20 protein-coding genes are annotated in these 18,113 nt (G+C 73.9%); 12 read left to right on the plus strand and 8 right to left on the minus strand.

The features are described 5' to 3' along the window. Positions 1–16: 16 nt before the first annotated feature. Complete coding sequence (locus Sfr03f_RS10780; RefSeq protein ID WP_108953623.1) at positions 17–355, minus strand: DUF8825 domain-containing protein; 339 nt, start codon at positions 353–355, stop codon at positions 17–19. 148 nt (positions 356–503) lie between these two features. Here Sfr03f_RS10780 and Sfr03f_RS10785 point away from each other — a divergent pair, with 148 nt between their 5' ends. The 3 genes from Sfr03f_RS10785 to Sfr03f_RS10795 all read left to right on the plus strand — a co-directional run bounded on the left by Sfr03f_RS10785 (position 504) and on the right by Sfr03f_RS10795 (position 2,452). Further along, positions 504–1,229 (plus strand): class I SAM-dependent methyltransferase, encoded by a 726-nt coding sequence (locus Sfr03f_RS10785; RefSeq protein WP_108953624.1) that lies wholly within the window; start codon positions 504–506, stop codon positions 1,227–1,229. 90 nt (positions 1,230–1,319) lie between these two features. Next, positions 1,320–1,553 (plus strand): DUF2277 domain-containing protein, encoded by a 234-nt coding sequence (locus tag Sfr03f_RS10790; protein WP_108953625.1) that lies wholly within the window; start codon positions 1,320–1,322, stop codon positions 1,551–1,553. 527 nt (positions 1,554–2,080) lie between these two features. Continuing rightward, positions 2,081–2,452, plus strand: a complete 372-nt coding sequence (locus Sfr03f_RS10795) for a hypothetical protein (protein WP_159105618.1) — start codon at positions 2,081–2,083, stop codon at positions 2,450–2,452. A gap of 91 nt (positions 2,453–2,543) precedes the next feature. On the opposite strand, the gene Sfr03f_RS10800 is transcribed toward Sfr03f_RS10795, so the two are convergent. Beyond that, positions 2,544–3,233 carry a DedA family protein gene (locus Sfr03f_RS10800; protein WP_108953627.1) on the minus strand — a complete coding sequence of 230 codons (690 nt, stop codon included), beginning with the start codon at positions 3,231–3,233 and terminating at the stop codon, positions 2,544–2,546. A gap of 249 nt (positions 3,234–3,482) precedes the next feature. Here Sfr03f_RS10800 and Sfr03f_RS10805 point away from each other — a divergent pair, with 249 nt between their 5' ends. Next, a complete protein-coding gene (locus Sfr03f_RS10805) occupies positions 3,483–4,055 on the plus strand; it encodes a superoxide dismutase family protein (protein WP_108953628.1) in 573 nt (190 codons plus the stop codon). Here Sfr03f_RS10805 and Sfr03f_RS10810 read toward each other — a convergent pair. Both Sfr03f_RS10810 and Sfr03f_RS10820 read right to left on the minus strand, forming a co-directional pair. Then, a complete protein-coding gene (locus Sfr03f_RS10810; RefSeq protein ID WP_108953629.1) occupies positions 4,021–4,482 on the minus strand; it encodes a DoxX family protein in 462 nt (153 codons plus the stop codon). The two genes, Sfr03f_RS10805 and Sfr03f_RS10810, sit on opposite strands and share 35 nt — an antisense overlap. Positions 4,483–5,502: 1,020 nt before the next feature. Further along, entirely contained in the window at positions 5,503–6,153 is a 651-nt protein-coding gene (locus Sfr03f_RS10820) for an HNH endonuclease family protein (protein WP_108953631.1), read from the minus strand. 397 nt (positions 6,154–6,550) lie between these two features. Here Sfr03f_RS10820 and Sfr03f_RS10825 point away from each other — a divergent pair, with 397 nt between their 5' ends. Further along, the gene (locus Sfr03f_RS10825; protein WP_108953632.1) at positions 6,551–7,132 is read left to right on the plus strand and encodes a TMEM165/GDT1 family protein; all 582 of its coding nucleotides are present in this window, start codon (positions 6,551–6,553) and stop codon (positions 7,130–7,132) included. Between the two features lie 155 nt (positions 7,133–7,287). Then, positions 7,288–7,953 (plus strand): HAD-IA family hydrolase, encoded by a 666-nt coding sequence (locus tag Sfr03f_RS10830; protein WP_108953633.1) that lies wholly within the window; start codon positions 7,288–7,290, stop codon positions 7,951–7,953. Positions 7,954–8,041: 88 nt separating this feature from the next. Here Sfr03f_RS10830 and Sfr03f_RS10835 read toward each other — a convergent pair whose 3' ends face one another. Continuing rightward, on the minus strand, positions 8,042–9,208 hold the full coding sequence (locus tag Sfr03f_RS10835; RefSeq protein WP_108953634.1) for a peptidoglycan-binding domain-containing protein: 1,167 nt from the start codon (positions 9,206–9,208) through the stop codon (positions 8,042–8,044). 415 nt (positions 9,209–9,623) lie between these two features. On the opposite strand from Sfr03f_RS10835, the gene Sfr03f_RS10840 reads away from it, so the two are divergent. From Sfr03f_RS10840 to Sfr03f_RS10850, 3 genes are all read left to right on the plus strand, one after another. Next, complete coding sequence (locus Sfr03f_RS10840) at positions 9,624–11,585, plus strand: MDR family MFS transporter (RefSeq protein ID WP_174721579.1); 1,962 nt, start codon at positions 9,624–9,626, stop codon at positions 11,583–11,585. Positions 11,586–11,736: 151 nt separating this feature from the next. Then, positions 11,737–12,417 (plus strand): hypothetical protein, encoded by a 681-nt coding sequence (locus Sfr03f_RS10845; protein WP_108953635.1) that lies wholly within the window; start codon positions 11,737–11,739, stop codon positions 12,415–12,417. Between the two features lie 3 nt (positions 12,418–12,420). Further along, the gene (locus tag Sfr03f_RS10850) at positions 12,421–13,581 is read left to right on the plus strand and encodes a hypothetical protein (protein ID WP_108953636.1); all 1,161 of its coding nucleotides are present in this window, start codon (positions 12,421–12,423) and stop codon (positions 13,579–13,581) included. Between the two features lie 22 nt (positions 13,582–13,603). Here the strand turns inward: Sfr03f_RS10850 and Sfr03f_RS10855 are convergent, their stop codons facing one another. Further along, complete coding sequence (locus tag Sfr03f_RS10855; protein ID WP_108953637.1) at positions 13,604–14,002, minus strand: DnaJ family domain-containing protein; 399 nt, start codon at positions 14,000–14,002, stop codon at positions 13,604–13,606. Positions 14,003–14,103: 101 nt separating this feature from the next. On the opposite strand from Sfr03f_RS10855, the gene Sfr03f_RS10860 reads away from it, so the two are divergent. Further along, positions 14,104–14,496, plus strand: a complete 393-nt coding sequence (locus Sfr03f_RS10860) for an FHA domain-containing protein (protein ID WP_108953638.1) — start codon at positions 14,104–14,106, stop codon at positions 14,494–14,496. A 113-nt stretch (positions 14,497–14,609) separates the two neighbouring features. Here Sfr03f_RS10860 and Sfr03f_RS10865 read toward each other — a convergent pair whose 3' ends face one another. Together Sfr03f_RS10865 and Sfr03f_RS10870 are read right to left on the minus strand one after the other, a co-directional pair. Next, positions 14,610–15,281, minus strand: a complete 672-nt coding sequence (locus tag Sfr03f_RS10865) for an O-methyltransferase (RefSeq protein WP_108953639.1) — start codon at positions 15,279–15,281, stop codon at positions 14,610–14,612. Between the two features lie 102 nt (positions 15,282–15,383). Continuing rightward, positions 15,384–16,082, minus strand: a complete 699-nt coding sequence (locus Sfr03f_RS10870) for a hypothetical protein (RefSeq protein WP_108953640.1) — start codon at positions 16,080–16,082, stop codon at positions 15,384–15,386. 112 nt (positions 16,083–16,194) lie between these two features. On the opposite strand from Sfr03f_RS10870, the gene Sfr03f_RS10875 reads away from it, so the two are divergent. Further along, a complete protein-coding gene (locus Sfr03f_RS10875; protein ID WP_108953641.1) occupies positions 16,195–16,839 on the plus strand; it encodes a GNAT family N-acetyltransferase in 645 nt (214 codons plus the stop codon). A 565-nt stretch (positions 16,840–17,404) separates the two neighbouring features. After that, entirely contained in the window at positions 17,405–18,109 is a 705-nt protein-coding gene (locus tag Sfr03f_RS10880; RefSeq protein ID WP_108953642.1) for an esterase/lipase family protein, read from the plus strand. The last annotated feature ends 4 nt before the right edge of the window (positions 18,110–18,113 follow it).

Consider the following 18,113-nt stretch of genomic DNA (forward strand, 5'->3'; position numbering starts at 1 on the left):
TTGTCGGTGTCGGTGTCTAGTCGTCGTTGGGCCGGGCTTGGGCGTGCTTCACGACCGAGCGCGCCTCGACGGCTTCGGCGCCCTGGAAGTTCTGCCAGAAAGGGTGGGTCGTCACGAACACCGCCAGCTCGTGCTCGCGTCGGCGCAGCTTCTCGACGTAGGCCTGTTCGTCCGGCGACCAGCCGGGGGTGGCGGGACGCTCGACCTTGCGCCAGCCGTTGTCGTCGCTGAAGCCGTCGTGGGGCGCGACGGACCAGGGGAGACGCTTCAGGAGGGCCGAGAGCTCGGCCCTGACCTGATGCAACTCCGCCTGACCGTCGAGCAGGTCGCTCGGGAAGTCGTAGGTCTTGGCCACGACGGCAATGCTACGCCTGTTCGATTTCCCGAGGCGAGTTCGACCCGGCGGTTTCCCTCGAACGGGTGTCCCGCGTTGTCGACGTTTGAGCGGGCGTCGGTGAAAAGTCCTTGGTGGATCAAGGTGGCCCGGGCGTACGGTGCGCCGCATGACGGACGAAGGCTTCAGGCATCCACGGCTTGCCGCGCTCTACGATCCGCTCGACCCCGACCGCGGTGATCTCGAGGCGTACCTCCGGATGGCGGAGGAGTTCGGGGCCCGCCAGGTCCTGGACATCGGCTGCGGGACGGGCGTCTTCGCGCTCCTGCTGGCCGGCCGGGGGATCGAGGTGGTCGGCGTCGATCCCGCCGGGGCGTCCCTCGACGTGGCCCGGGCCAAGCCGGGGGCCGGGCGCGTCCGGTGGATCCACGGCGACGCGACGGATCTCCCGCCGCTACGGGTGGACCTCGCGACGATGACGGCGAACGTGGCCCAGGCGATTACCGACCCCGAGGCGTGGGCCGGGACGCTGCGAGGGGCCCGCGAGGCGCTCCGGCCGGGTGGACGGCTCGTGTTCGAGACCCGCGACCCGGCGCGGCGCGGCTGGGAGGAGTGGAACCGGGAGGCCTCCTGGGGTGTGACGGAGATCGAGGGGGTGGGTGCGGTCGAGAGCTGGGTCGACCTGGTCGAGGTGAGCGGACCGTTGGTCGCCTTCCGCTGGACCTACGTCTTCGCGGCCGACGGGGCGGTGCTGACCTCGGACTCGACGCTCCGCTTCCGGGAGCGGGACGAGGTGGAGCGGGACCTCCTCGCCCACGGTTTCGTGCTGGAGGACGTCCGGGACGCGCCCGACCGGCCCGGGCGGGAGCTGGTGTTCGTGGCGCGACGGCCCTGACGGAGGAGGGGCGGCCGGGAGCCCGTCGCCGAGCGGTCCGGTCCATGCGGAAACGCTTCCGCGGCGGGCGGCCCGCGCGACACTTGACGTATGTGTCGCAGCATCAAGACGCTCCGTCCGCCCGTGTTGCCGGGTGAGGCCACGGAGGAAGAGATCAGGGCCGCCGCGCTGCAGTACGTGCGGAAGGTCTCGGGGTTCCGGGCGCCCGCGGCCCACAACCGTGAGGTGTTTGACGCGGCGGTGGACGCCGTCGCCGAGGCCACGGCCGAGTTGCTCGCCCACCTGGAGGTGAGAGGGGGCAAGGCGCCCGCCCCGACCGCGTAGGCGCGCCGCCTCCCCGGCGGCCAGGTCCGCCCGGCTGCCCGTGCGTCCGGCACCTGGGGCGGCAGGCCGCCGGGTGGTTCCGACCGGCCCGGTGGCAAGCCGGGCCTGGTGGCGCGCCGTCCTGGCGGTCGAGTGCCCTGGCCTGGTGGCCGACTGGCCCGGCCCGGTGGTCGACTGGCCCGTCAGCCGGCAGCTGCGGTGGTTGGCAGATCGAGCAGGCTCGGCGGCCCGGCATGCGAGGCGGCGGTCCGGCGGGCGGCCAGGCAGTGGTCGACGGGCCCGGCAGGTCGACGGGCCCGGCGACGCGCGGGGTCCACCGCTTGCCGGCACTGCCGGGACTGCCGCGCGCCCGCGCGCTGCGGATGGGCGCCGCGCGCTGGGCCGAACGGGGGACACACTTCGCAAAATGCGGCAACCGGGCCAATGCGGTGCGTACAACGGACGTGCAAGTCCATCGGGACGCGGAAACGTACCTTCCGGGCATCCGCCCGGGGTGCGTGCGTCCCGGACAGTCCATGGAGGGGATCATGCGCATCCGCCAATTCGCCGCTACCACAGTCGCCGCCCTGGCGCTCGTCGCGGGTCTGGGCGCGGGCACCGCGTCGGCCGCGCCGGCGACCTCGGCCGCGGCCACCGCGTCGGCCACGCAGAGCGTCAGCGCGGACCGGCACTGCCACCGCCACAACGGCAACCACTACTGGCGTGGTGACCGTTGCCGCGACCGTCGTTGTCACAACCACCGCGACCACGGCCGCCACCACTGGCGCGGCGAGCGCTGCCGCGACCACGGCAGGCACCACGGGCGTGACCACCGCTACGACCGCGATCGCGACCACCGCTACGACCGCGACCGTTACGACCGTGACCACCGCTACGACCGTGACCACGGTCGTCGCTGACCCTCCTACGGACCTGAACCCGCCCCCGCCGGCCTCAGCCGGCGGGGGCGGGCGCGTGTCCGGCCGGGGCCGGGCAGGAAAGGGGGAGTCCTCACATGCCCCTCGGATGTCCCCACGCGGGGCCGGCGGCGGCCGCGCCGCCCGCTTCGAGCGCCGGACGGCGGAGCAGGAGGGCGGCAGCCGATCCGGCCAGGAACAGGGCGAGCACCGAGACCGCGGTGGCCAGCCAGCCCGCGCCCAGCCACTCGCCGCCGAAGTAACCGAGGGCCACGCTGTACCCGGCCCAGCTGATCCCGGCCAGCGCCGACCAGGGCAGGAACTCCCGCACCCGCCGCTGCGCCACGCCCGCGCCGAAACTGACCACCGAGCGGCCCGCGGGGGCGAAGCGGGCGATCAGGAAGAGCGCGCCGCCGCCGCGCGCCAGCGCGACGCCCAGGCGGGCCTGCGCGGTGCGCAGCCGGCGTGAGCGGGCCATCACCTGGTCCAGCCGCCGTCCGCCGCGCAGACCGACGCGGAACGCGGCCAGATCACCGAGGACCGAGGCGGTCGCCGCACAGGCGACCAGGACCAGGAGATCGGGAAGGGCGGTGGCCGCGGCCGCCCCGTTCGCCCCGCCGGCGCCCACGGCGGCCGCGCTGGTCTCGGCAGCGGCGGCGGTGGCCGCGGCGGCGACCAGGATGCCGCTGGGCAGAACCGGCAGGAAGACGTCCAGCAGGATCGAGGCCGCGATCAGCCCGTAGATCCACGGACTGGTGGCCAGCGATCCGGCACTCTCCCACACGGCTTCCTCCCGGACCTCTCTCCCGGCTGGTGCCGGGCCGCGGCGTCGCAGGGGGCGGCAAGGGCGGCCGATGGCGGACAACTGGCAAAGACTACGCCGATCAGGTGATTGGCGTGCATGAGGGGCACGTATGCCCGCAAGATCACGTTCCTCCTTCTGCCGGTGCCGACGAGCGCGGCGGGGCCGCCTCCCGTATCAACGGAGGTGCAGACCGACGGTGAGCAGTGACGACAGCGAGGAGCGGCAGAGATGGCGGCTTGGGTCGGAGTGTGCGCGGGGGTCGCGGCGGCGGCCGTACTGGGAGCGGGCGGGGTTGCCACCGCGGACGACGGCGGGCAGCGCGGGAAGAGCGAGCGGCCGGGCTACACGATGACGACCGACGGCGTGTTCGCGGGGAAGAAGTCGGCGACGACGGCGTTCACCTACGACAAGAAGCTGGTGCCGGTCGGCTCCTGGGTGAAGGTCGGTCAGCGGACGGCGCCCGGCGGAGCGACCACGGTGTCCCTGCGGGTCAAGGGGCTGAAGGCGGGTCACACCTACGGGGTCCACGTACACGCCAAGCCGTGTGCCGCCGACCCGGCCGCGGCGGGCGGCCACTACCAGCACAGGCCGTCCACCGACCCGTCCGCGGTGAACCCCCGCAACGAGGTCTGGCTGGACTTCACGGCGGACGGCAAGGGCTCCGGCAAGGCGACGGCGCACCACGACTGGGGCTTCCGCAAGGGCGGTGCGTCCTCCGTGGTGATCCACGACAAGCCGGGTTCCTCCGGGGCCAGGGTGGGCTGCTTCACGGTTCCGTTCGGCTGGACGACCGCGCGCTGACCCGACGACCGGCCAGGGCGCCCAACGAGAGGGCGCCCGGGCCGGACACGACGAGAAGGAGGAACGACCAGCAGAAGAGGGCGGCCGGTTCGCCCCCGTTCTCCAGGGGCCACAGCCCGCGCGCCTGGTGGACGCCGAAGTACGCGTAGGCCATCGAGCCGGAGCAGATGAGGGCGGCGGTGCGGGTGCCGACCCCCAGCAGGACGAGGCTGCCGCCGACGAGCTGGATCACGGCGGCGTACCACCCCGGCCAGGCGCCGGCCGGGACGGTGCCCCCGGTTCCGTGGGTTCCGCCCAGGACGCCGAACAGGGACGCGGAACCGTGGCAGGCGAAGAGGAGTCCCGTCACGATGCGGAAGAGGGCGAGCACGTGGCGACGGGCGGCGGTTGTCCCCTGGTCCGCCACGAGGGCGAGCGAGGCGAACATCCCGCCGGTGGCTGCGGTGGCTGCGGTGGCTGCGGTGGCTGCGGTGGCTGCGGCTGACGCGGTGGGCGTGGTTGCGGCCGGAGCGTGACCCGAGGTCTCGGGGGAGACCGCGTCGGTGTCGCCGGGCCCGGGGGACGCGTCGGGGTCGGCGTGGGAGACGTCTCCGGCGGCCAGGGAGTCGGTGGCGGGACCTGCGGTGACGGTCGCGGCGGGGACGGCGCCCGGGTCCGGTTCCGCTTCGGCGGGGACGGCCTTCGGCTCCGGTTCCGCTTCGCGCCCAGGCCTGGGGTCGGGCCCGGACCGCTGGGCGGCGCCCGCCGACCCGGACGACCCGGTCTCCGACCCGGTCTCCGACCCGGGGTCGAGTTGGGCAGCTCCGGCCGACCCGGGCTCTGCCCCGGAGGCGAGTTGGGCGGCGTCGGTCGACCCGGGCTCTGACCCGGGGGCGGGTTCGGTGGCGTCGGTCGACCCGGGCGCCGTCCCGGTGGTGGTCGCAGGCCCCGGTTCAGGCACGGCCGCAGCCGCAGCTCCAGTGCCAGCCGCAGCCGCAGCCGCAGCCGTCGGCGGGGGTGAGAGCGAGGCGGCCGGCGCCGACGGTTCCCCGGACGTCCGGGTGCACGGCGCGGGAACGGTGGCTGACCGGGCGGGCGGTGCGTCGGGGGCGGAACCGGACGTCGTGGCCGGTGCCGGGATCGACGCGGACTCCGCGCCGTGCGGGGGTTGGGGCATGAGGGCTCCTCGGAGTGGGCCGATCGAGGTCAGTGTGATCGGACCGAGGAGCCGCGCCCCGGCCGTGGCCCGCCAGGTCACCGGGGAGAGTGAAGGCGGAACCGGGACCGGGGCGACGGAGCCGGACGGGAGACGGCCCGGCGCGTCAACCACCAGGAGGGAGGGACGCGCCGAGCCGGCCCGGTCACCCGGCGGGGTGGCCGGTGGCCGGTGGCCGGTGACCAAGGCCGGCCGCGAGGGTCGGTGGCGGTGGCTGGCCGCGATGGCCGTCGGCTGTGGCCGGGTGGTGGATCAGCAGCTCGCCAGGTAGCTGGTGAGCGCGCTCTTCTCGGCGGAGTCCACCGAGAGGTTGTAGTAGTACTTCACCTGCACCCAGGCGCGCACGTAGGTGCAGCGGTACGCGGTGCGGGACGGCATCCAGGTGCCGGGGTCCTGGTCGCCCTTCGCCTGGTTCACGTTGTCGGTGACGGCGATCAGCTGCGGGCGGGTGAGGTCGTTGGCGAACGCCTGGCGCTGCGCGGTGGTCCAGTTGCGGGCGCCGGAGTCCCAGGCCTCGGCCAGCGGCACCATGTGGTCGATGTCCACGTCGGAGGCGAGGGTCCAGGTGGCGCCGTCGTAGGGCGAGTACCAGCTGCCGCTGGTGGCGGCGCAGGCCGAGTCGGTCACGACGCCCGAGCCGTCGCGCTTGAGGACGGTCTCGCGGGTGTTGCAGGCGCCGCTGATGGTGATCCAGTGCGGGAAGAGGTCGCGGCTGTAGCCGGTGCGGACCTCGGTCTGGACCGGGAGGGCGGCGAGGTAGCTGCGGGCGGTGGCGGCGCTGACGGGCGTGGGGAGGGCGGCGGAGGCGCTCGGGGCGGTGAAGAGGCCCAGCGAGGCGAGGAGCCCGGCCAGCGCCGTGACTATGCCGAACCGGCGGCCGTGACGCGCGTAGAACTTGGGCATGCGAAGTCCCTGGAGTGGTGGGGAGGTGGAACGCGGACGGACGGCATGCTCGTCACGTCACGTTGCCGGCGGATGAGCAGCCGGTGAGAAGTTAGCGACGCGTACATGCCAGGACAAGAGGCCGGCGGCGGTTCCGGCGGGTTCGCCCGGATGTTCGCACCGCACGTTCACGTACGATGGGCGCAGCGGAAGGGGAGTAGCCCTACGCCGGGACCGTCGACATACTGCTCAGCTCGCTGAGCCGGCGCCCGGAGGCCGTGCACCGGTGGGAACCGGAACGGCCGGCGAGACCTTCGGCAAGCAGTGCATACCCGTGTACATCCGTGTGTGCTGCCGTGCCGAGGTGTTCGCGATCGCGCAAGCTCTCGGTGGGGTGGCCCCGACCGATTGAGGAACTGTGATCAGCATTGGTGTGACGGCGCTCGTCTTCGGCGTCGTCTTTCTCGCGGAGCTCCCCGACAAGACCGCCCTGGCCGGTCTGGTGCTCGGGACGCGTTACCGCGCCTCCTACGTCTTCGCCGGCGTCGCGGCGGCCTTCCTGGTCCACGTGGTGCTCGCCGTGGCGGCGGGCAGCGTGCTGACGCTGCTGCCGCAGCAGATCGTGCACGCGATCACCGGTGTGCTGTTCCTCGGCGGCGCGGCGGTGCTGCTGCTGAAGAAAGGCGAGGACGAGGAGGAGGTCCGCAAGCCGGAGAACCAGTCCTTCTGGAAGGTCTCCGGAGCCGGCTTCATGCTCATCCTGGTCGCCGAGTTCGGCGACCTCACGCAGATCATGACGGCCAACATGGCGGCCCGGTACGACGACCCGCTGTCGGTGGGTCTCGGTGCCGTGCTGGCGCTGTGGTCGGTCGCCGCGATCGGCATCCTCGGCGGCAAGGCGCTGATGAAGAAGGTTCCGCTGGAGCTGATCACCAAGATCGCCGCCGTGGTCATGCTGGGCCTGGGCCTGTGGAGCCTGTGGGAGGCCGTGACCGGCTGAGCCGAGCGTCGGCATGTCCACATCGTGGACCCCCGGCTGGCGTGGAGCGCGGCTGTTTTGTATCGTTGAGGAACAAAGTGGTTCCCGCTCGTCACCCCCTGACCGGCGGGCGGGGCCACCTTGGTTTTTCTCCCTCGTGTCTGGAGCCGTGCCGCATGGGTGCCGCCGTAGAACTGTCCGTACGCGCCCTGCTGCTCGACATGGACGGGACCCTTGTCAACTCCGACGCCGCGGTCGAGCGCGTCTGGCGCCGCTGGGCCGCCGACCACGGGCTGGACGGCGACCTCGTGATGAAGGTGGCGCACGGCCGCCAGGGGTACTCCACGATGGCGCTGGTGCTTCCCGACCGCCCGATGGCGGAGAACTACGCCGACAACACCCGGCTGCTGGCCGAGGAGACCGCCGACACCGAGGGCGTGGTGGCCGTGCCCGGCGCCCCCGAGTTCCTGGCCTCGCTGCGGGACGTCCCGCACGCCCTGGTCACCTCGGCCGACGTGGGGCTGTCCACCGCGCGCATGGCGGCGGCCGGGCTCACGGTGCCGGAGACCAAGGTCACCGCCGAGGACGTCGCCGTCTCGAAGCCGGACCCGGAGGGCTTCCTGAAGGCGGCCGCGGAACTGGGGATCGCGCCGGAGGACTGCCTCGTGTTCGAGGACTCCGAGGCCGGGATCGCCGCCGGCCGGGCCGCCGGGATGCGGGTGGTCGGCGTGGGTCCGCGGGCCAACGCGTACGCGCCGGACGTGGTCGTGCCCGACCTGCGCGCGATCCAGGTGTCACCTGCCGCCGACGGTTCGGTACTGGTCAGGGCCGAGCAGGGCTGACTGCCGATCGACCAACCGGGCCCGGCCCTACACCGCCCGCCGGCCGGGCCCGGTTACCAACGTCTCCGCCGCTGCCGCCACCGGCGGATCAGCGGCCCCACGACGAGCGGCCGTCGCGCTGCCCGTCGTCGTCGTGGCGCCCCGTGTGACGGCCGTCGGCGTCCCCGTCGCCCCGGGTGATGGACTCGAGGGCCGCCCGGGTGGCCGCGCCGTAGACGCCGTACTCGTCGTCCTTGATGCCGTTGATGTACTGGAAGGCGCTGACCCCGTTGCGCACCTGGTCGTCGTAGCGGCCGTCGGCGTCGCCGCTGTAGAGCCACAGCTCCGCGAGGCGGCGCTGGAGTTCCACCACCTCCGGGCCGCTGTCCCCGGGACCCAGTGAGCCGGAGACCGGCGTGGTGCCGCTCTCCGGGGCGTCGGCGGGCCGGGAGGCCGAGGTGCTGGAACGTTCCGGCTCGGGGGACTCGGAGGCGTCCGCGGAAGGTGACGGGTCAGCCGAGGCCTCGGTCGACGTGCTCGGTGACGGGGAGGGCGAGGTGTCCGGCGTCGCCGCGGCCACCGGCGAACCGCCGGCCACCGGGTCGGTGTCGGTCCGGGTCGGGTCCACGTCCGGCACGCTCGCGCGCTGCGGCAGCGAGGTCGTCCGGGACGGCACCTGGTACGAGAACAGCCCGCTGGTGACACCCGCGATCACCGCGCCCACGCCCACCACGGACCCGGCGGTCACCATGGCGACCCGGCGCCTGGGCGTCCGGCGGCGGCGGTGCGTGCCGCGCGGTCCGGCGTCCTGGCCGGCCTCCGGCTCCGCGTCCTGCGCCCCGGCTGCCTCCGGCGGCTCCGCCCCGGCGTACGCGGGCCCGGGAGCGGATGTGGCCGCCGCGCCGTGCGCCCCGTGCGGCGGGTGGCCGTCCGGGCCCTGCGGGGCGGCGTACCCGTCGTGCGGGCCGTGGTCGGCTCCCGGCGCCGGCTGCTCGGGCGGCAGGGGACCCGCGAGGGTCACCTCGGAGTCCCGGACGGCGACGATCTCGCCCTGGATCACCCGCGGCTCCGCGGCGGGCGCCGTGCCGGACGTCCCGCCCAGGCCGACGTAGGGCCTCACCCGCAGCGGGTCGAAGTCCTCCGCCTCGGCGGCCTCCCGCTCGCGCGCCTCACGCAGCGCGTCGGCGGCCCGCACCGCGCAGGCGCAGGACGGGGTCCGGTCCGCCTGGCGCGGCGAGCCGCACTCGGGGCAGTCGGTCCCCTGGTTCTCGTTCACGCGACGGTCCCCTCCCCTGTAAATCTCCCGTGATTATGCAGATTTTCAGACCATGCGAATACGCGGCCCCACAATTCCCGGCCGTCCCGGAGGACTCAACAGGCCATAACGGGTCACTCCGGCCACGATGGATGTGTAGGTCGAGAGCCCGGGAGGACCCATGGCCGACGACGCACAGCGGAGGACCGACGGCGCCCAGGCCCGCGCGGGGCACCAGGGCTCCGGCTCCGGGCCGCCTCACCGGCGGCAGGCGTCCCCGGTAGCCGCCCGGGACGCGGTACGGGCCCCCCACGCCGCCGACCGCCCCGGGCCGCCCGGCGACGCGGATCCGCACCTGCACGACGGCGGCGTCCCCGAGGAACCCACCCACGTGGCGCCCAACGTGCTGGTGTCGATCGGCGCGCTGCTGCTGGGCATGCTGCTGGCCGCCCTCGACCAGACCATCGTCTCGACCGCGCTGCCCACCATCGTCAGTGAACTCGGCGGCATGGAGCACCTGTCCTGGGTGGTCACCGCCTACATGCTGGCGGCCACCGCCGCCACCCCGCTGTGGGGCAAGCTGGGCGACCAGTACGGGCGCAAACGCCTCTTCGAGACCGCCATCGTGATCTTCCTGGTCGGCTCCGCGCTGTGCGGGATGTCGCAGAACATGCCCCAGCTGATCGGCTTCCGTGCCCTGCAGGGACTGGGCGGCGGCGGCCTGATGGTGCTGGCCATGGCCATCGTCGGCGACCTGGTGCCGCCCCGCGACCGGGGCCGCTACCAGGGCCTGTTCGGCGCCGTGTTCGGTGCCACCAGCGTCCTCGGCCCGCTGCTCGGCGGACTGTTCACCCAGCACCTGAGCTGGCGCTGGGTCTTCTACGTCAACCTGCCGCTGGGCGTGGTCGCGCTGGCCGTGATCGCCGCCGTGATGCACATCCCGCGGCGGCGGGAGAAGCACCGCATCGACTACCTGGGCACCCTGCTGATCGCCTCGGTCGCCACCTGCCTGGTGCTGGTCACCTCGCTCGGCGGCACCACCTGGGCCTGGGGCTCCTGGCGGATCGTCTCGCTCGCGGTGCTGGGCGCGGTGCTCGCGCTCGCCTTCGTCGCCGTCGAGCGGCGCGCCGCCGAACCGGTGCTGCCGCTGAAGCTCTTCACCATCCGCACCTTCAGCCTGACCGCAGTCATCAGCTTCATCGTCGGCTTCGCCATGTTCGGGGCGATGACCTACCTGCCGACCTTCCTGCAGGTCGTGCACGGCATCTCGCCGACCATGTCGGGCGTGCACATGCTGCCGATGGTGGTCGGCCTGCTGCTGGCCTCCACCGCCTCCGGGCAGGTGGTCAGCCGCACCGGGCGTTGGAAGGTGTTCCCGGTGGCGGGCACCCTGATCACCGCGCTCGGCCTGGTCCTGCTGCACCTGCTGGACCCGAACAGCTCGACCTGGGTGATGAGCGCCTACTTCTTCGTCTTCGGCGTGGGTCTCGGCCTGGTCATCCAGGTGCTGGTGCTCATCGTGCAGAACGCGGTCTCCTACCGGGACCTCGGCGTCGCCACCTCGGGCGCCACCTTCTTCCGCTCCATCGGCGCCTCCTTCGGCGTGGCGGTCTTCGGCACGGTCTTCGCCGGACGCCTCGACGACAAACTCCTCAGCAGCTTCAGCGGCGTCACGTTGCCGCCCGGGGTGACCGTGGAGGGACTGGAGGCAGACCCGCGCGGGATCGCCACCCTGCCCGCCGCCCTGCGCACCCGGGCCCTGGGCGCCTACTCCGACGCCATCACCGACGTCTTCCTGTACGCCGCCCCGGTCGCCGCCCTGGGGTTCCTGCTGGCGCTCGCGCTGCGCGAGGACCCGCTGCGCGGCTCGGTGACCGCACCGGACGGCACGGAGACGCTGGCCAGCAACCCCGTGTACCGCTCGTCCCACGACGAGGCGGCGCGAGGGCTGTCGGTGCTCGCCAGCCGCGAGGGGCGGCGCGACGTCTACCGGGGGATCACCGAGCGGGCCGGCTACGACCTGCTGCCCGCGGCGAGCTGGCTGCTGCTGCGCACCCGCCGCCACGGGTGGACCGAACCCGCCGTGCTGGCCGAGTACAGCAAGGTGCCGCTGGAGCGGATCATGGCGGCCGGACGGCAGGTCGAGGAGCGCGGACTCGCGGTCCGGCGCGGGATCGACCTGGAACTGACGCCCGCCGGGCACGAGGTGGCCGACCGGCTGTCCCGGGCGCGTGAGGAGTCCCTGGCCGAACTGCTCGGCGACTGGTGGGGGCCCGACCGGCCCAGGGACCTCATCCAGCTGGTGGACGAACTGAACGGCGAGCTGTCCGGATCGGACGCCGAACGCCCGCGCCGGGCCGGCGGATCGACCTCCCACCGCTACTGGCGGGCCGCCTGACGGACCGACGGGCATCCGGGAACCTCCGCGAGCGCGTCCCCGCGCCTGCCCTGCCGCGAATGCGCCGTTTGAGCGTTGAGGCCGAGGCAAGACGAACGGGACGAAGCGGTCCGCGTCCAGAGCGGGCCGGGAGCGACCCCGGAAGGCATCCATGTCCAAAGGCGTGATCATCGCTCTGATCGTCATCGTGGCCGCCGTCGTGCTGATCGCGGCCTTCATCGCCAAGTCCCGCAACGCCAACGGCGGCCGGAACCTGCGCAAGCGATTCGGGCCGGAGTACGAACGCACCGTCGCCCGGTACGACGGCGACACCGGCGCCGCCGAGCGCGAACTGTCCGCCCGCGTCGAGCGCCACGGCCAGCTGCGCACGCGACCGCTGGAGCCGGCCGAGCGGCAGCAGTACGAGAACCGCTGGGCGGCGGCGCAGGAGCGCTTCGTCGAGTCGCCCCGCGAGTCGGTGGCCGAGGCCGACCGACTGCTCGCCGAGGTGGCCGCCGGCCGGGGCTTCCCGGGCGGCAACGACTACGACGAGCAGGTCTCCGCGCTCTCCGTCCACCACCCGCACCACGTGAACGGCTACCGGCGCATCCACCGCGCCGCGCTCGCCGCCGCCGGCGGCGCCGCGGACAGCAGCTCGGCCACCGAGGAACTGCGGGAATCCCTCGTCGAGGCCCGCGCGCTCTTCGACGAACTGATCCACGACCGGGGCCACCGCCCGGGCGCCACCACGACCGGTGCCCGCGACACCCACGAGCAGCGCGAGCGGAGCGGCGGCACGGCCCGGTCCCACCTGCCCGGGGCCCTCACCCGCAACCACGCGAAGGGGAGCTGACGCATGAGCGACCGCATGACAGACCGCATCACCGAACGTCTCACCGGCCGTACCCACGACGACCGCACCACCGAGCAGGGGACCGGCGACACCACCGACCGCGCCCACCACGCGACCGACGGCCACGGCACCGACGGGCACTACACCGACGGACACGGCACCGACGGGCAGTACACGAACGGCCAGAACGGCAACGGGCAGTACGCGAACGGGCAGAACGGCGGCGGGCAGTACGCGGCCGGGCAGAACGGTGGCCAGTACGGCGACGGCCGGTACGGCAACGGCGCGTCGGACACCGCCGTCACCCCGGTCCGCCCGCTCAGCGACCCGGGCATCCCGCCGGGCGCGGACAACCACGACCTGCGCAACGAGAACGACCGGTCGGCCGGCCAGGGCATCAAGGACGGCAAGATCTTCCAGGACGGCCACGACTCCACCGACGGCCTCGGCGCGCGGAGCGGCCAGGGCACGCCGGGCGCCACCGGGGCCGCCGACAACGGCGCCCACAGCGTCGGTACGGACGACCTCGGCGCCCGCGGCGCCGGCACCCCCACGACGGACTCCTCCGCCACGGGTGCCACGGGTGCCACGGGCACCGCGGTCGGCGGACCGTTCGGCGGCGTCACCGGTGCGCACGACGGTCCGCACGGACACAGCGACGCGGCCCAGGGCGACCCGTCCTACGGCGACGCCTCCCACACCACCGGCACGCACACCACCGGCACGCACGGCACCGCGACCCACGGCGACAGCACCCATGGCTCGGGCACCCATGCTTCCGGCACCCATGGTGGCGAGAAGGCCCACAGCGGCCTCACCCATGGTGGCGGCGCACATGGTGGCAAGCGCCACACGGACGACGGTCCGGGCGAGACCCTGCACCGGCTCTTCCCGCACGAGGACACGGACAAGCTGACCACGCGCCTGCACCAGGTGGTCGGCGGCTTCGTCGACGCGCCCCGTGGCTCCGTGGCCGAGGCCGAGAAGGTCCTGGACGAGGTGGCCGAGCGCCTCACGTCCTGCCTGGCCGCGCGGCGCCGCACCCTGCGCACCGCCTGGCACTCCCTGGGCGACGAGACGGCCGACCCGGCCGCCGACACCGAGCAGCTGCGGCTGATCCTGCGCGACTACCGCGAGCTCACCGAGCGGCTGCTGCGCCTCTGACCCGCGCGGCGCACCGCACGGCTCACCCCCGCCGGGCCCGCCGCTCGGCCAGCACGCCCTCCACGTCGAAGGGCTTGCGGCCGAGCGGCGGGCCCGGCGGCGGCTTGTACATCATGTCGCGGATCCTGACGTTGACGTCTTCGAGGATCTTGCGCGCGGCCCGCTCGGAGGGCGCGTCCAGCGCGGCCTCGTAGGCGTCCTCCGCCTCCTTGCGCAGGGCCAGCGCCGGGGGCAGCACGGACAGGCCCTCGCGGGCCATCTTGCGCTTCACCCACCACAGGTCGTCGTGCGCGGCGCCCAGGTCCGGCAGGGGTTTCCCGGCGCCGGGGAGATCGGCGAACTCGCCGCGGGCCTCCGCCTCGCGGATCTGCCGGTCCACCCATGACTCGAAGTTCACACCGGGCGGCTTGCGATCGGTCATGGATCCATTGTCCAGGAGAGGGCGACCGGGGGACGAGCGGCATCCGGCCGATCTATCATCGGCACCGGTCCCGCCCCGTACCCACCGAGGAGCTGAGCGCAGTGCTCGAACTGACCATGGCGGCCGTCTCCGGCACCGACGAGGGCGCCACGGCCGGCATGCAGATGGCCGACGCGCCCAGTACTCCCGGCTCGATTCTGCGGGTCGGCCGCGACAAGGCGGTCTGCCGGCTGGGCACCCCGTCGGACTGGTTGTTCGTCTCGCGGGTCCACCTCGAGTTCCAGTACGGGTCCGACGGCGCCTGGCACCTGACCTGGCTGCGCGGCTCGCAGCCGGACCCCTCCTCGGAGGTCGGCGTGCTCATCGGCGGCGTCACCCATCCGGTGGCGTACGGCGGCACCGTCGCGCTGCCGCCCGGCGGTTCCGGCGAGGTCGTCGTCCAGGACCGCACCTCGCCCCGCAGCGTCAACGTGGGCTTCTACCACGAGCTGTGACACCGGGGGCCGGGACCGACCGGACCTGGCCGACCGGCCCGACCGGCCCGGCCCGCCCGAACCGTGCCGACCGAACCGTGCCGACCGGACCCGCGCGGCGGGCGGGCGTTCCGTCAGGAGATCACCCGCGCCAGCGCGAAGCCGTCGTAGCCCTTGGCGCCCACGGTCTGCAGCGCGGTGCCGCTGAGCCGCGGGTGCCCGGCGATCAGTTCCAGCGCCTCGCGGGTCCCGCGGACGTCCGGCGCATCGCTCCCGGCGTCGGCGACACGGCCACCGCGGACCACGTTGTCGACGACGATCAGACTGCCCGGCCGGGTGAGCCGCAGCGCCCACTCCACGTAGTGCGCGTTGTTGACCTTGTCGGCGTCGACGAAGACCAGGTCGAACGGGGGCGGGTCCTCGTCGGCCAGCCTCGGCAGCGACTCCAGCGCCGGGCCCACCCGCACCTCCACGACGCCGTCCAGGCCCGCCCGGGCGAGGTTCCTGCGGGCGATCTCCGCGTGCCTCTCCTCGTACTCCAGGGTGACCAGGCGGCCCTCCGGGGGCAGGGCACGCGCCATCCAGATGGTGCTGTACCCGGCCAGCGTGCCGATCTCCAGGATGTTCCGCGCGCCCTGCGTCTCGGCCAGCAGACGCAGCAGTTTCCCGGTGCCGGGCGACACGCTGATCGGCGGCAGACCCGCCGCCTCCGCGTCGCGCAGCGCCGCGGTCAGCGCCTCGTCCCCGGGGGCCAGCAGGGTGGACAGGTAGTCGTCGACGTCGTTCCAGCGAGCCGAGTCGCTCATCGGGCCTGACCCTTCCTCGAGATGGTGACGCTTCCTCGGATTGTCGTCCCGTCGCCCCGTCTCCGGCGAGAGCGCCGCGCCCTCCACGGACCCACCGCGCGGTCAGTCCTGGACGCGGCCGAAGCGCGGGCCGTAGGAGTCGACGGTCACCTCGTAGTCGGCGACCCGCCCGCCGTCGCGGACCGTCCGGCACAGGTGTCCGGTGGGGGCGCCCTCGTCGACGGCCTCGGCGACGGGCATGTCCGCGCAGCTCAGCGTCATGCCGGCGGACCCGCCGAACTGCTCCCAGAACGCGTCGTGGACGCGCTTGGCGAGCAGCAGGCGCTTCTTCGGCTCGGCGCGGTACGGGGTGAGGACGTCGCCCTCCTCGTAGGACTCGCCGATGGTGACGGTGTACGGGATCTCGACACCCTCGTAGGTCACGATGCACGCGCTGGAGGCGTTCGCCTTCCGGGTGACGCCGTCCGGGCACACCGCGGTGGTCCTCCCCTCCACCCGGGCGTCGCTGAGCAGGTCTCCCTGGAGCGCGTACTCGACCTGGCTGGTGAAGTCGGCACCGCGGCCGGGCCTGCCGGGCGGATCCTCCATGTCGGAGCCGCTCGCGGCCACGCCCTGCTGGGGCCCGGTGATCCTCACCGGCAAGGGGTCGGCGTCCGCCGTGGAACGTGCCGGCGCCGGGCTGGAGGCGGCTCCCGGCTTGTCCGCCGGGTCACCCGGAGCCGCCTCGTCCTCGGAACCGCAGCCGGCGATCAGCAGGGCGGCGGCCGTGACGCCCAGGAACAGTCGGGGAATTCGTCGCATGGGCGAAACCCTACAAATCCGCCCGACGCGGCGGGGTGGAAACGGCGTGCCCGGGACAGGGCGGGGGCGGAAATCGGTTGGCGGGCCGGTGGTGCGCCGTCAGGATCGGGACATGAGCACTCCCGCGCCGACTCCGTCCCCGTCCGCGGCCCCGTCGCCCCTGCCGCCGTCCGGGCCTCCTCGTACGGCGCCGCCCGCGACGGGGGTCGCCTCCGCGGCCTGGTCGGTGTCCCCGGAGGACGTGGGTTCGGCCGACGCCGCCGCTCTCTGGCGCGCGTACTACACGGAGGTCAGCGACCGCTACTACCTGCTCCACGAGGGCCGGCGCAGCGATCCGGACCAGTTGGCGCGGGGGATCGCCGCCGAGACCGGGGAGACGCTGCGTCCGCCGGGCGGCACGCTGCTGGTCGCGCGGTACGACGGCGTGGCGGCGGGGACGGCGGGCGTGCGCCTGCTGGGCGACCCGGAGGAGGGGGTCGCCGAGCTCAAGCGGGTGTTCCTGCTGCCCCGGTTCCGCGGCAGGGGCGGCGCGGCACTGCTGATCGGCGCGGCGGAGGACGCGGCCCGGGCGCTGGGCGCGAGGCGCCTGATCCTGGACACCCGCAGCGACCTGGTCGAGGCGAGGGCGCTGTACGCGCGGCTCGGCTACCGGGAGACCGCGCCGTACAACGACGACGCCTACGCCGAGCACTGGTACGCCAAGGAGCTCCCCCCACCGGACCGCCCGCCGACCGCCCGCAAACCTGCCGCGCACTGACCCCGGCGGAACGAGCACCGGCCCCGGCCCGACCTGCGCACCGCCCCCGGGCGGATCGCACATGCCCGCCGGACCGGCCGCCGACCCGCCGCGCAGCCACCACGCACTGACCCCGGCCGGAACGAGCGCCGGCCTCCGGGCCCGACCTGTGCACCGTCCCCTGGCGGACCGCACATGCCCGCCGGGCCGGCCGCGAAGCCGCCGGGCACTGACCCCGGGTGGACCCGGGCCCGACCTGCGCACCGCCTGCTGGGCGGATCGCGCATGCCTACCGGGCCGGCCGCGGGCCGGCCGCGCAGCCGCCGCGCACTGACCCCGGGCGGAACGAGCGCCGGCCTCCGGGCCCGACCTGCGCACCGTCCCCGGGCGGAACGAGCACCGGCCCCCGGCCGGAACGAGCACCGGCTCCCGGGCCGGGCCCGCGCACCGTCCGCCGGGCGGACCGCGCACCTCCCCCCGGGGCGGCCCCGGTGGGCGCAAGACCGGCCGTTTCGCCGATGCAGCGGCCGGACGGGCGGCGCGACTCTGGCGGCGTCGGATTCCCCACCCCCGTTCGGAGGGTCCCATGCGTCGCCCCCTGCGCCGTCTCCTCGGCTTCCTCGCGGCCTTCGCCATCGCCTGCACCGTCTCCGGTCCCGCCGCCGCGGCGCCGCGGACCGCGGCGGCCGAGGTCACCCCGCTCAGCACCAGCACGCCGGTGGTCTTCGTCCACGGCTACACCGGCAACGCGTCCAACTGGACCACCGCCATGTCGGTGTTCCGCGCCAAGGGCTGGTCCGGTGACCGGCTGTTCGCCTACGAGTACAACTCCTACGGCAACAACGTGAGCAACGCGCAGGGCCTCGCGTCGTTCGTCCAGAACGTCAAGTCGCGGACCGGCGCGAGCAAGGTCGCCATCGTCAACCACTCGATGGGCGGCCTGGTCAGCCAGTACTACCTGAAGGTCCTGGGCGGCAACGCCAACGTCAGCCACCTGGCCTCGATCGCCGGCGCCAACCACGGCACGACCTACGCCGGCGCCTGCCTGATCTACGTGACCTGCCAGCAGATGTACCCGGGCTCCTCGTTCATCGCCCAGATCACCTCGGGCGACGAGACGCCGGGCAGCACCCAGTACGCCACCTGGTACTCGGCCTGCGACGGGATCATCCTCCCGTACACCAGCACCCGGCTGGACGGCGCCGACAACAATCCCGTGCTCTGCCAGACGCACATCGGGTTCCTCGCGGACACCTCCGTGCTCGGCGACATCGCGGACTTCGTCTCCTGACGCG

The organism is Streptomyces fragilis, assembly GCF_003112515.1.
Taxonomy (GTDB): domain Bacteria; phylum Actinomycetota; class Actinomycetes; order Streptomycetales; family Streptomycetaceae; genus Streptomyces; species Streptomyces fragilis.